The following is a 13,797-nucleotide window of genomic DNA, read 5'->3' on the forward strand; positions in this document are numbered from 1 at the left end:
CGGCACACGCTCGACTCGCCCCGAGACTGCGCTGAATCGCTTGACGTCAGGGCCGCTTGATCGTAGTCGTGAATGGATAAGACTGCACCTTGCAGTGCATGAGCAAGGAAGGAACGAGCTCGATGAACATTGGTAGTCCGCTGCCGCCCGTCGAAAATGCTCTGGACCTGTTCAGGCATTACGCCACGAGCGCCCCTGAAGCGAGGATCGCCGTATTCATCGAGGAGGAGGGGCAGGAGCAGGGCCTCACCTACAGGGAGCTTGAGCGCGCGGCCACGAACCTCAGCCTTGAGCTCGGGTCGGTCGCCGCGCCGGGTGACAGGGTCCTCGTCGCTTACGATTCCGGTCCCATGTACCTGGTGGGGGTATGGGCGGCGCTCTATGCCGGCATGATCGCCGTCCCCGTGGATCCGCTCGGTCCTGATCGCCCCGCGGCGAACGTCACGCGATTGTTGAACGTCACCGCCGACTCGGGCGCCACGGTCTGCGTCGCGTCGCGCAGCATGCTCGACGCGGTGAAGAGCCACCCAGGCGCGCGGCAGCTCACGGAGACGCTCCGGTGGGTCGTCCCCTCGCTCCCCGATCTCCTGGGGCGAGCGCCCGGCTCCCCGCCGGCTGCCCGGTGGACCGAGAAGGACGTCGCGATGCTCCAGTACGCGTCGGGCTCGACCGGCGCGCCGAAGGGCACGATCGTGACGCACGCCAGCCTGCTGATGCTCGCGCGCGCGCTGCTCATCTCGACCTCGGCCGACAGCCCGTTCGGCCGCCCCGACGTCGAGGTCACGTGGCTCCCCCTGACCCACTCGACGGCTGGATACGGCTTGATCATGAAGTGCCTGACGGGAGCGACGATGTCCGCGTGGTACATCGCGCCCAGCGCGTTCGCCCGGTCGCCCGCGATATGGCTGCGGACGATCTCCCGTCACAAGGGCAAGCAGGTGTATTCCGTCGCTCCGAACTTCGCGCTCGACTGGTGTGTCTCGTCGACGACGGAGGCCGAGCGCAAGCAGCTCGATCTGAGCTGCTGGACGCACGTCATGAGCATGGGGGAGAAGGTGCGCCCCGAGACGTGGAAGGCGTTCTCGGACACGTTTCGCGAGAGCGGCTTCCGCCCCAAGCTGTTCATCGCCGGGTACGGCATGTCGGAGACGGGATACGTCTCCGGCTCGGTGAACGGCGGCAAGACGGTTCGCTTCGATCGTGCGGCGATGGACGAAGGCAGCTTGGTAGAGGCGCCGGAGGGCGGGATCCTTCTGCTGTCGTCGTCCGGGTTCATCCTTCCCGGCGTGCGTGTGGCGATCGTGGACCCGGAGACCAGAGAGGTCCTCCCGGAGGGCAAGATCGGCGAGATCTGGGTGTCGACGCCCACGGCCATGACGGGCTACTGGAACCGGCCAGAGGAGACCGAGCAGCAGTTTCACGCGCGGACGGCCGATGGAAGCGGCCCCTTCTTCCGCAGCGGGGACATGGGCGCCTTCTATGGGGGCAATCTGTTCGTGACGGGCCGGCGAAAGAGCATCGTCGTCATACGCGGGCGCAAGCACTACGCGGAAGACATCGAGTCGACGCTCGAGCGTACGCTCGACTGGCTTGGCGCGAACTCGTCCATCGCCTTCGCGGACGACGTGAACGGCGTCGAGGAGCTGTTCATCGCGGTCGACCCGAGGGGCGCGCGCGACGGCGTCGGCTTCGAGGAACGCACGGACGCCCTACGCAGCGTCGTCGCGCGGGAGTTCGGCATTCGCGTTCACGAGGTCCTGTTCCTGGCCGCGGGGCAGCTTCCGCGGACCAGCATGGGCAAGGTCTCCCGGGTCTCTTGCAAGGACCTCTTCCGCAGCGGCGAGCTCGAGATCGCGGCGCGGTCCGGCAGCATCGCGCGCGGCGGCGCCGACCTGCCGGCCGTTGACCTGCGCGCGATCCTCGACGAGCCGGACGCGGAGCTGCGCGTGGCGCGAATGGCCGAGCACATCAGGAGCCTGCTCTCCGCGTCGCTCTCTGTTCCGGCCGACGCGCTGAGCCTCACGAAGTCGTTCGACGAGCTTGGGGTCGACTCGATGACGGGAGTCCGGTTTCGCGGCGAGCTCGTCCGCGCGGTCGGATTGGAGCTCCCTGAATCCATCGTCTACAATTATCCGACCATCGCGCAGCTCGCGTCCTTCGTGTGCGAGAAGCTGACCGGCACCGCTGGCAGCGACGATGGGGAGCGGGCGGATCGAGGTCCCGCGGCGCTCGCGGCTCTCGACGTCGAGAGCATGTCCGAGGAGACCGCCGCGGCCGCGCTGCGCGCCCACCTCGATGGTCGAAAGTAGGAAGCGGGCTGGCCGACGCCATCACCCCGGAGTGAAGTGAGATGAGCGAATCCGGCGAACTGTCTCTCACCAAGCGCGCGCTCCTCGCCCTGCAGAAGGCGGAGCTCGAGATCAGCCGGCTCCGGGACGCTCGGCCGGAGCCGATCGCGATCATCGGCGTCGGATGCCGCATCCCCGGCGGCGCCACGTCGCCGACCCGGTTCTGGAAGCTGCTGGAGGACGGCTTCGACGCGCTCGCCGAGATACCGGCCGCGCGGCGGAAGCTGTTCGAGCTGCAGGGGGCCCGCAGCCCGACGTCGGGAGGGTTTCTCGATGAGATCGACAAGTTCGATCCCTCCTTCTTCTCGATCTCCCCACGGGAGGCCATCTCCATGGATCCGGCGCAGCGGCTGCTGCTCGAGGTCTCGGTCGAGGCGCTCGAGGACGGCGGCGTCCCGATGGCGCAGATCCGGGGCACCCGGACGGGGACGTTCATGGGGTTCTCCGGGTACAGCGGCTATGGCTCGCTGACCGGCGCGCAGGTCGAGCAGCTCTACGCCGTGACCGGGCTCTCGATCAACGTGGCCGCCGGCCGGATCTCGTACGTGCTCGACCTGCAGGGGCCGTGCGTGTCCGTGGACACCGCCTGTTGCTCGTCGCTGGTCGCGGTCCACCTCGCGTCTCAGAGCCTCCGCAGCCGCGAATGCGACCTCGCCCTCGCCGGAGGCGTCAATGTGATCGCGGCGATGGCCGGCAACGAGGCGATGGCGGCCACGGGAGCGCTCTCGTCGTCCGGCGGACGTTGCAGGACGTTCGACGCGGCGGCGGACGGCTACATCCGGTCGGAGGGCTGCGGCGTGGTCCTCCTGAAGCGGCTGACGGACGCGATGGAGGCGGGGGATCGGATCCTCGGTGTCGTCGCCGGCTCCGCCGTGAAGCATGACGGACATAGCAACGGGCTCACCGCGCCGAACGGCCGCGCGCAGCAGCAGCTCGTCCGCGAGGCGCTCGCCGCCGCGCGCGTCCGACCTGAAGAGATCGACTACATCGAGACGCACGGGACGGGCACGCCGCTCGGCGATCCTATCGAGGTCGAGGCGCTGGCGGAGGTCTTTGGCGGCGCGCGCGACCCCGACCGGCGCATCATGCTGGGCTCGGTGAAGACCAACGTCGGGCATCCGGAGGGGGCGGCCGGCATCGTCGGTCTCATCAAGGTCCTCGGCATGTTCCGGCGCGGCATGGTCCCACGTCATCTTCACTTCAACACCCCGAACCCGCGGGTCTCCTGGGATTCGGTCCCGTTCCTGGTCCCGCGCGAGACGCTCCCCTGGCCTGCCGCCGACAAGGTGCGGGTGGCCGGCGTCAGCGCGTTCGGGTTCAGCGGCACCATCTCGCACGCCATCGTCATGGAGCCGCCGAAGGCGCCGGAGCGGAGCGTGGACGTCGGTCCGGCGACGGCGGGGCGCCCGCTGCTCCTGCCCATCTCCGCCAGGACACCGGAGGCGCTGAGGGCCTATGCCGCGTCCTATCTCGACCACTTGAGCGCGGAGGCGACGCCGGAGGAGACCGATCGGGATGTGGCCTATACCGCCAGCCTGCGGCGGGATCATCATGCGCACCGGCTGGCGGTGGTGGGCAGCGATCGCGCAGCGTGGCGCGAGAAGCTGCAGAGCTACGTGTCCGGCGAGGGCTGCCGTGGCCTGGTCGAGGGGGTGGTGCCCGAAGCGCGTCCGCGCCTCGCCTTCGTCTTCTGCGGCCAGGGTCCGCAATGGTGGGGGATGGGGCGGGAGCTGCTGGAGAAGGAGCCGGTGTTTCGCGGCGCGCTGGAAGCGTGCCACGAGCGCATACGGGAGGCGGGAGGCCCATCGCTGCTGGATGAGCTGCGGCGCGACGCCGACGCGTCGAGGTTGAACCAGACCGAGGTGGCCCAGCCGGCGCTGTTCGCGCTGCATGTGGCGCTGGCGGCCCTCTGGCGTTCCTGGGGAGTACAGCCGGACGCCGTGGTGGGTCACAGCATCGGTGAGGCGGCCGCCGCCCACGTCGCCGGCGCGTTGAGCTTGGAGGACGCCGCGCGGCTGGTGGTCCACCGCGGTCGGATCATGCAGCGAGCGACCGGCCTCGGAAAGATGCTGTCTGTAGCGCTACCGCTCTCGGCGGCGCAGCGGATCGTGAGCGATTACGGCCAGCGCATATCCATCGGCGCGAGCAACAGCCCCACGTCGACCGTGCTGTCGGGAGAGGCAGCGGCCCTCAAGGAGGTCGTCGAGCAGCTTCAGGGCCGGCAGGTCGAGGCCAAGTGGCTACCGGTCGAGTATGCCTTTCACAGCGCCCAGATGGAGGGCTTTGGGGAGGAGCTGAGCAAGGAGCTGCGCGGGCTCGCCCCGGGGGCGAACGGTCCGCTGCTGATGTCGACTGTCACCGGCGCGGAGCAGCGCGGGACCTCGTTCGACGCGGACTACTGGGGGCAGCAGATCCGCAAGCCGGTCCTCTTCGCGCAGTGCGTGGAGGAGCTGGCGCGCAAAGGGTGCAGCCTCTTCCTGGAGATCGGGCCCCACCCGGTCCTCTCGGCGTCCATGACCGAGACGTTGCTCGCCCAGGAGAAGAGCGGCCGCGTGGTGGCCTCGCTGAGGCGCCGCGACGAGGAGGTACCCACGCTCCTCGAGGCGCTGGGGCAGCTCCACTGCGCCGGCTACCCGGTGGACTGGTCGAAGCAGCACCCGGCGCGCGGCCGTGCCGTTTCGCTGCCCACGTATCCGTGGCAGCGGGAGAGCTACTGGCTCGAAGCCCCGAAATCGCAGGCGCCGCGCCAGCACGGCGCGGAGCACCACTATGAGATGGAATGGCGCCTGGCCGAGCGCGAGCGGCCCGCCGAGCCTCGGCGGGGCGGATGGCTGATCCTGGACGACCAGGCGGAGCGCGCCGCTGCGCTGCAGGACTACCTCGAGGCGCGCGGCCAGACGTGTGTTCGTGTGGCGACTGCCGACACCTACGCGCGGCGTGGCGCGCGCGACTACCAGATCAACGCACGGGAGCCCGAGCACTTTGCCCGGCTCCTGGGTGAGCAGGAGGTTGTGGACGCCCTGGCCGACGCCTCTCCTTCAGATCGGTGCGGCGTCGTGCACTTGTGGAGCGCGCACAGCGCGCCCGCGCCCACCCTCGAATCGATCCAGCAGGCGCAGGCGCTGGGCTCGATCAGCGCCCTCCACCTCGTCCAGGCCCTGGCGCGCGCGGGATGGCGACAGCCGCCGCGCCTCTGGCTCGTGACGCAGGAGGTCCAGGCTATCAAGAACCCGACCGTCTCGGTGACGCAGGCGCCCGTGTGGGGCTTTGGCGCGACCGTGGCGCTCGAGATGCCGGAGCTCCAGTGCACCCTGCTCGACCTCGACGCCACGCCGAACCTCGAGCCTCTGGGACAGGAGCTCCTCTCCGGCAGCGACGAGGATCGGATCGCGCTGCGCGGAGCCGAGCGTTACGTCGCGAGGCTGGTCCCGCATCTACCGGAGCAGCGCCCGGCCCCGGAGCCGTTGTCGTTCAAGGCCGACGCGACCTACCTCCTGACCGGAGGCCTGGGGGGCATTGGACTTGTGGTCCTGGAGTGGATGGCGGCGCGAGGCGCCAGCCACTTCGCGCTGCTGGGGCGGAGCGGCCCATCCGCCTCGGCGCAACCCGTGCTGGACCGGATGCGCGAGGGTGGCGCGCAAGTCCGGACGTTCTCCGTCGATGTCGCCGACCGCGAGCGGCTCCGCAGCGTCCTCGAGCAGATCCAGACCTCGATGCCACCGCTGGCCGGGATCATTCACGCGGCCGGGGTGGGAGATCAGAAAATGATCCCCGACCTGGACGGGCCCTCTCTGCAGGCGATCGGGCGGCCGAAGGTCGACGGGAGCTGGAATCTGCACGAGCTGACGAGCGAGCTGCCGCTCGACTTCTTCGTCCTGTTCTCCTCCGTGTCGTCGCTCTTCGGCTCGCACGGGCAGTCGAGCTACGCCGCCGGCAACGCCTTCCTCGACGCGCTGTCGCACCACCGGCGAGCGCTCGGCCTCCCGGCGCTCAGCCTGAACTGGACGGCGTGGACCGACGTCGGGATGGCGACGCCGATCATCGCCCACACGTCGCGGTACCTCGCCACGCAGGGCATGGGCGCCCTCTCCTCCAGGGAGGGCGTCGCCGCGCTGGAGCAGCTCTTTCGCGCCCCCTCGGCCCAGATCGGCGTCGTGCCTCTGTCGATCCCCTCGCTGCCGAGGAAGCCCTTCTATTCCGTGGTGGCTCCGCCCGCCGCCCCGACGCCGACGGCGCAGACGGTCCGGGCGTCCGAGCGCATCGCCGCGCGGCCCCCCGGGGAGCGGCAGGAGGCGATCGAGGGCACGCTGCGCGAGCTGTTCGCCAGAGCGCTGCGGATGCCGCCCGGCAAGCTGAAGCTGACCGAGGCGCTCCAGAACCTGGGTGTCGACTCCCTGATCGCCCTGGAGCTCCGCCGCCGCATCGACGAAGAGCTCGGCGTGAAGCTGCAGGCCGCCGAGATCGCCAGGGTCGCCAACGTGCGTGAGCTGGCCCAGCTCGTGACCGCCAAGTTCGACGCGCTCCACGGCAGCGCGAGCGTGGCCCAGCAAGCGCGGCTCGAGGCCCGCGGCCCATTGACCGTCCTCAAGCCCAGCCGGCAGAGGCCGCGCTTGCGGCTTGTCTGCTTCCCCGCTTCGGGCGGCGGCGCCGGCGACTTCGCCGAGTGGGCGAAGGTGATGCCGGACGACTGCGAGCTCGTGGCCGTGGAATACCCGGGGAGCGGCGCGCGGCAGCTCGAGTCGTGCGAGCATCCCCTGGCCGCGCTCACGCTGCAAGCGGCCGGCGCCCTCATGGCGATGCCCAAAGCGCCGCTCGTGCTCTTCGGGCACAGCCTGGGGGGCCTCATCGCGCACGCGACGGCCGTGGAGCTGGAACGGCACGCCATGGGCCCGTCGTGCGTGGTCCTGTCCAATCCAGCCAACGTGATCACCGTCCAGCGGGACCTCCCCCGAGACGGATTCCGTGACCAGAAGTTCCTGACATGGCTGGCCAGGTCGATCGGGATCCCCATCGACCCCGACGCGACCGACAGCGAGGCCACGCGTCAGTTCTTGAAGACGTTCGGCGAGCAGCTCGCGTGGACGTTCGACTTCGACCTGGGGTGGCGGGTCTCCTGCCCGGTCGTTCTTTCGTGCGGTCGAGACGACACGACGCTCCACGCCGAGAGCCTCGAGTTCTGGAGGCGCAGCGGAGGCGATCTGGAGGAGTGGAGCTTCGCCGGAGCCCATGACTACATCCGCCAGCAGTTCGCCGAGATCGTGTCCAAGATCATGAACAGGGCTACGGGGAAAGACAGAACATGAGCCGTGCAATCGTCATCGGGGGCAGCATCGCAGGGATGTGCAGCGCTCGCGTGCTGTGCGATTTCTTCGATGAGGTCGTGATCCTGGACCGGGACCAATTTCCCGCCGAGATCGCGCCTCGGCCTGGCGTGCCGCAGAGCCGTCATACACATGTGCTCCTGACGCGGGGAGAGCAGGAGCTCGAGGCGCTCTTTCCCGGCTTCACCGCCGCGATGATGGCCGCGGGCGCGCTGAGGTTCGACGTCGGGACGGGCATGGCGGTGCGGCGCGTCTTCGGCTGGCAGACGGTCGGGCCCACCGGCCGCGAGCTGCTCTGGGCCAGCCGCGACCTGTTCGAGGGCACGATACGCTCGCTGATGCGACAGCAGACCAAAGTGCGCGTTCGGGAAGGCTCCCAGGTGCTCGCGCTGCGCAGCACGGCGGGCGAGAGGCCGCGGATCAAGGGCGTGCTTCTGCGCGATGACGCCGCGGAGCAGGAGCTGGAAGCCGACCTGGTCGTCGATGCCAGCGGCCGGCATACGCGCGCCGAGCAGTGGCTGACCGAGCTCGGGCTACCTGCGCCCAAGACGCAGAGCGTCGACTCGCGCGCCGGCTACGCCTCGCGGTTCTACAAGGTGCCCCCGCCCGAGCGCCGGCCGTCGGACTGGTGGTGGAAGGGTCTGTGGGTCGAGGCGGAGCCCGACCGGCCGCGGGGCGCGGTCGTCTTTCCGATCGAAGGCGATCGCTGGCTGGTGACCGCCTCGGGCTTCAGCGGCTCGTATCCGCCCACCGACGAGCAAGGCTTTCTCGAGCACCTCGCGAGCCTGAGCTCACCGATCGTGGCTCGGGCAGTGGCGCTGGCGGAGCCCATCTCGCCGATCTACGGCAACCGCTCCATGGCCAACGTATCCCGCGCTTACGACAGCTGGGAGATCCAGCTCCCTGGCTTCGTCGCTGTTGGCGACGCGGCTTGCGCCTTCAATCCCGTCTACGGCCAGGGCATGTCGACCTCGACCGTCTCTGCCGTCATCCTGCGCGACGTGCTGCGCCGCCACGGCCCAGGCGCGGGCTTCGAGCCGGCCTTCTTCCAGCAGCAAGCCAGGTTCTTGCGCTCGGTCTGGGATTTCGCCACGCGCTCCGACTTCCGATGGCCGGGAACGGTCGGCGAGCGCCCGCGCACGCCGGCGATCATCGGCGCGTACGCGAAGCTCGCCATCGAGTCTGCTCATCATGACAGCGCCATACGGCGCCATCTCTTCCCGGCGTTCGATCTCACCGGCTCGGCGGCCTTGCTCTTCGAGCCTCTCTTCGTGGGCAAGGTGCTGCTCTCCGCTGGCCAGCGTCGACTCCGCCAGCGCTTGCTCGGCGCACCTCCGGTCTCCGAAGCGCCGCCCGTGCCCGCGGGTGTACCTCGAGGGGCGGCCGGCGCCGCCACGTGATCGACGCCGCGAGCAGGCGCCAGACGAGAGCAGGCCTGCTGCCGCGGCGGCGTGATTGAGTCACATCCGCCTCCCATGGTAGAAAATGGGTGAACGGACCCTTCAGAAAAAGGAGAATCAACAATGCGTTACATGATCTTCGTCACGAGCGACGAGTCGTTGTGGGCGAGCGCGACCCCCAAGCAGCGGGAAGAGATCTACGGCAAGTACATCCAGTACACCGAGGAGATGCGGAAGGCAGGCGTCCTGCTTGGAGGCGAATCCCTTCAGCCGACGAGCAAGGGCGCGCGCGTATCGATCCGGAACGGCGAGCGGGTCGTCGTCAACGGTCCGTTCGGCGAGCCGACAGCCATCGGCGGCCATGTCCTCATCAAGGTCAACTCGAAAGAGGAGGCGATCGAATGGGCGGCGAAGAGCCCGGGCGCCGTCTACGGGACCATGGAGGTGCGCGAGGTGACCGAGTTCGGCTGACGCCTGCTCGGCGAGACGCTCGCGCAGCGGCGTGCTGGGACGGTGATCACGAGGCGGCGAGCGGCAGCCTGCGGGCCGCGCGCGCGGCCTCGTGCCCGTCTCCCGCCTCAGGCGTCGCCTCGGCCGCCTGCCCACGGTAGATCCGATCGATCCGGTCGCGCGACGCGATCAGGGCCTTGTCGAACCGGCCAAGGACATTGCCCTTCAGGATCCCGCGCTTGTCCGCCAGACGGGACAGCAACCTCATGTCAAGGCGCAGCTCGAGATCCATGGCCGCCCGGAGGGGAGGCCAGATCAATGAGCCGAGCCCGAGCTCGCTCCAGCGCCCCAAGGACGCGAACAGAAACGTGTAGATCTCCGAAGACTCCGGGCCCACCGGGTTGAAGAACACGGCCGACCGAAGCGGGTATGTCACGACCTCCCTGGTCCTCGGGTTGATGAAGGAGTGGTCGTAGATCGCGTGCACCGGCGAGAAGCGCGCCGTCCATTCGACGACGAACTTCGCGTCGTGCGGGATGCGGAACATCTTCTCCACGATCCGTGGGATGGGCCGCTTCGGACCCGTATTGACGACCCGGACGGCGTCGTCCGACAGGGTTACCTGCGCCTCCACCTCCGGCATCTGGTCGAGCGAGTAGCCGAGCATGAAGTGGACGAACGGCGTGTGCTCGACCTCGATGAAATTGTCGAGCGCCAGCTCGAACGGCACGGAAGCGCGGTGCCGGAGGACACCGGCGGGCACGTACCCCTCGGCATCAAAACGCGGGAACGTGGCCAGCGCCCCTGCGCGCTTCACCCAGATGGCGCCGTACCGCTCCACCGCGTCGAACACATCATCGCGCCGCGCGCACGGCCGTGCCGCCGGGGTGGCAGGGATGTCGCCCCGGCCGTCCACGGCCCAGCGCCAGCCGTGGTAGGCACACACCAGCTTGTCGCCCTCTACCCATCCCTCGCTCAGGCGCATGCTCCGGTGCGGGCAGCGATCCGTGAACGCCCCGAGCCCGCCGCTCGAGGTCCGGAACACCACGATCTCGCGACCCGCGAGCCGCACGCCGCGGGGCTTGCGGCGGAGCTCGTGGCTGAGGAGTACCGGATGCCAATGGTCGAGTTCAGCCATGATCAATTCACCCCTCGGAGATGCCGCGCGACGCGCGGCGCCTCGGCTGCGATGTCCCGAAGCTGCCCTGTGATGGGATTGCGGAAACCGATGAAGAACAGCCCCGGCGTCGGCGTCGGTGCGCCATGCCAGCGCGGGTAGCCGCGCTCGTCCGTGAAGCGCGCCGCGTCCTCGAGGAAGTCACCGAGCCCGGCCCTGTAGCCGGTGGCGAGCACGACGGCATCGAAGGGCAGCTCGCGACCGTCCGTGAAGATCACGCCTGTCTCGGTGAACGCGCGCGGTCCGGGGACCACCGCGATCTTGCCCTGCTGGATCAGCGCCAGCGTACCCATATCGATGAGCGGAATGCGGCCTTCCTTCACGGCCCGGGTACCCGGGCCGATCTCGGGCCGATGGATCCCCCAGCGCGACAGATCCCCCACCGTGCGGGACAGGAATGCGGTGGCGAGCCGGTCCCCTACGGCGACCGGGAGGGCTCCGTAGAGGGCAAGGGCGCTGAACTGGGCCGGGAGCCTGAGCGGGTCTCGCGGGATCACGTGAATACCGCTGCGCGCGGAGACTGTCGTCTCCGCCGCATGCTCCCAGAGGTCCATCGCGATCTCGCCGCCAGAATTGCCGGAGCCCACCACGAGCACGCGCTGACCGCGGAATGCAGCGCCCGACCCGTAGGTGGAGCTATGGAGGATGGGCCCGCGAAAGCGCTCCTGACCGGGCCAGGTGGGTACGTTGGGGAGACGGCTGTAGCCCGTGGCCACGACGAGCGCGCGGCTCGTGAACTCTCCAGCGCGCGTCTGGGTCACCCACCGCGACCCGTCGCGGTGAGCGCGCACGACCTCGGCGCCGAAGCGCGGCTCCAGGCGGAAGCGCTCGGCGTAGCGCTGGAGGTAATCGACCATCTGCGCCCGGGAGGGATACGGCGGGGCATATCTGGGCCAGGCGAGCCCGGGCAGCGAGGAGAATTGCTTGACCGTGTGGAGGTGCAGCCGTTGATAGTGGCGCCGCCAGGTGGCGCCGACCGCATCCGATTGCTCGAGCAAGACGAATGGAATTCCCCGCTCGCGCAGACAGGCGCCCACCGCTAGCCCAGACGGACCGGCGCCGATGATGACGACATGGCTCTCCTCGATCACGACCGGAGTTTAACCGAATTTCGCCCGGGATACCAACCACATCGACCCGCGGAGCGAGCGGCGCGGGCGCCCCGCCTACAGGAGGTCCGCGAGCCTGCCGAGCAGTGGAGTGCGCTTGAACGTGGCGCGGATCGCCGCGCGCATCCCGCGGTACTTCGCCGTCGTGTACGGGAACAGGAGAGGACTGTTCAGCGGCATCGCAAAGCGCTCGTGGTTGACGTGGCGCGCGTAGCACATCGCGCGCAACGAGTCGTCCGAGTGTACGCGGCCGTAGCCCGAGCTCTTGATCCCGCCGAACGGCGCCTCGGGCGCGCAGTACGAGACGAGCACGTCGTTGATCATCACGGTGCCCGCCTCGATCCGCTCGGCGACCGCCCGCGCACGCGTCTTGTCCCGCGAGAAGACGTACGCGTGCAGCCCGAGCGGCGAGTCGTTCGCGATCCGGACGGCCTCCTCCTCGTCGCGCACTTTCATGATGGGGACGACCGGGCCGAAGATCTCTTCGCGCATCACGGTCATCTCGGGCGTGCAGCGGGTCAGCACCGTGGGCTCGAAGAACATCCCCGGCCCCGGCCTGCGCCGCCCGCCCGTGGCCACGAGCGCGCCGCGCGCGACGGCATCCTTGATATGCGCCTCGGCGATATCCATCTGCTTTGCGAAGATGATCGCGCCCACGTCCACGTCGTCCGCGCGCGGGTCGCCCTGGCGAAGCTCACGCGTGAGCGCCACCACGCGATCCACCAGCCGGTCGTGCACCGCCTCGGTGGCCAGCACCCGCTCGACCGAGATGCATAGCTGCCCCGAATTGATGAAGCCGCCGGCGACGATCGACCGTGCGGTGCGCTCGATCTCGCAGTCGTCGCACGCGATGAGCGGCGCCTTCCCGCCGAGCTCGAGCACGCACGGGATCAACCGCTCAGCGCACGCGGCCCCGACGCGCCGCCCGGAGCTCACCCCGCCGGTGAAGACGACCTTCTGCACGCCGGCGTCGATCAGCGCAGCCCCGGTGCGGGCATCGCCGGTCACCACCTGGAATAGATCGGTCGGAATCCCGACCGCGTCCACGACCTCCTTGGCCTTGAGCAGCGTGAGCGGCGTGACCTCCGACGGCTTGGCCACCACGGCGTTACCAGCGATCAGCGCCTCGATAACGCTGCCCATCGGGATCGCAAGCGGCAGGTTCCACGGCGAGATCACGGCGATGACGCCCATCGGCACGTGCGTGACATAGCTCCCGCGCCACTTCATATGGTGCAGCGTGATGGACGTATCGGCGAGGATCCGGCCGGCGTGGCGCGTGAAGTAGTGGCACGCTTCCACCACCGTGATCCACTCGGCGAGCGCGTCGTTGCGCGGCTTGCCGGTCTCGATCACCACCGCGTCCACCAGCTCGTCCAGCCGCTCGACGAATGCGTCGATCACGCGCGCCACGCGCCCGGCGCGGGTCTCGATCGGGAGCTGCGCCCAGGCGCGCTGGGCGGTGCGCGCGCGCTCCACCGCGGCGCGCACCTCGGCATCACCCATCAGCGGCACCTCGCCCAGGCGCGAGCCGTCGATCGGCGATTGGACCACGAGCGTGCGGGTGGAGGGCGTTGTCGTCGGGGATGCGGGAAAGGCTTGGGCCATGAGCGGCTCCTCGTTTGCTCGAAAGCGGGGCGGCAGCTTACCACTCGCGCCGCGCGGCTCGCAATGGCCGTCCCGCACACCGCGCGCGTCCTCTGCGTCGCTCACGCGTGGTGTGGCAGAATGGGCGCCAGTCCTTGCACGAGTGCCATGACGGCGGACGGGAGCCATGCGCCAAAACGTCCGAGATATGGGGCGCACCACCTGGGCTTGACAGGATGACGGTCCTGGGTCTTTCTACGCGACATGTCCTTCATTTGTGCTACAAGCCACAGCTCGGCGGGCTCGCGCGGCCCCGGAGGAGCGCAACCAGCTCGTGGGACGCGAGGGGGCCACGGCAGCGACAGCGGGAGCCGCGCGCGGACAACGCCACCCTGAGCGCCCGGC

7 protein-coding genes are annotated in these 13,797 nt (G+C 69.4%); 4 read left to right on the plus strand and 3 right to left on the minus strand.

Annotated features, from left to right (window positions below):
- Positions 1-98 precede the first annotated feature (98 nt).
- From WMF42_RS38675 to WMF42_RS38690, 4 genes are all read left to right on the plus strand, one after another.
- On the plus strand, positions 99-2,309 hold the full coding sequence (locus WMF42_RS38675; RefSeq protein WP_437688202.1) for an AMP-binding protein: 2,211 nt from the start codon (positions 99-101) through the stop codon (positions 2,307-2,309).
- Between the two features lie 41 nt (positions 2,310-2,350).
- On the plus strand, positions 2,351-7,651 hold the full coding sequence (locus WMF42_RS38680) for an SDR family NAD(P)-dependent oxidoreductase (protein ID WP_437688203.1): 5,301 nt from the start codon (positions 2,351-2,353) through the stop codon (positions 7,649-7,651).
- Complete coding sequence (locus WMF42_RS38685) at positions 7,648-9,069, plus strand: FAD-dependent oxidoreductase (protein WP_437688204.1); 1,422 nt, start codon at positions 7,648-7,650, stop codon at positions 9,067-9,069. Before WMF42_RS38680 ends, WMF42_RS38685 begins: the two co-directional genes overlap by 4 nt.
- Before the next feature lie 123 nt (positions 9,070-9,192).
- Positions 9,193-9,540 carry a YciI family protein gene (locus tag WMF42_RS38690; protein ID WP_437688205.1) on the plus strand — a complete coding sequence of 116 codons (348 nt, stop codon included), beginning with the start codon at positions 9,193-9,195 and terminating at the stop codon, positions 9,538-9,540.
- A 46-nt stretch (positions 9,541-9,586) separates the two neighbouring features.
- On the opposite strand, the gene WMF42_RS38695 is transcribed toward WMF42_RS38690, so the two are convergent.
- The 3 genes from WMF42_RS38695 to WMF42_RS38705 form a co-directional block, all read right to left on the minus strand.
- A complete protein-coding gene (locus WMF42_RS38695; RefSeq protein ID WP_437688206.1) occupies positions 9,587-10,657 on the minus strand; it encodes a Rieske 2Fe-2S domain-containing protein in 1,071 nt (356 codons plus the stop codon).
- A 2-nt stretch (positions 10,658-10,659) separates the two neighbouring features.
- On the minus strand, positions 10,660-11,787 hold the full coding sequence (locus WMF42_RS38700) for a flavin-containing monooxygenase (protein ID WP_437688207.1): 1,128 nt from the start codon (positions 11,785-11,787) through the stop codon (positions 10,660-10,662).
- Between the two features lie 75 nt (positions 11,788-11,862).
- The gene (locus WMF42_RS38705; protein WP_437688208.1) at positions 11,863-13,614 is read right to left on the minus strand and encodes an aldehyde dehydrogenase family protein; all 1,752 of its coding nucleotides are present in this window, start codon (positions 13,612-13,614) and stop codon (positions 11,863-11,865) included.
- Positions 13,615-13,797 lie beyond the last annotated feature (183 nt).

It is taken from the genome of Sorangium sp. So ce176, assembly GCF_051519835.1.
Taxonomy (GTDB): Bacteria; Myxococcota_A; Polyangia; order Polyangiales; family Polyangiaceae; genus Sorangium; species Sorangium cellulosum_G.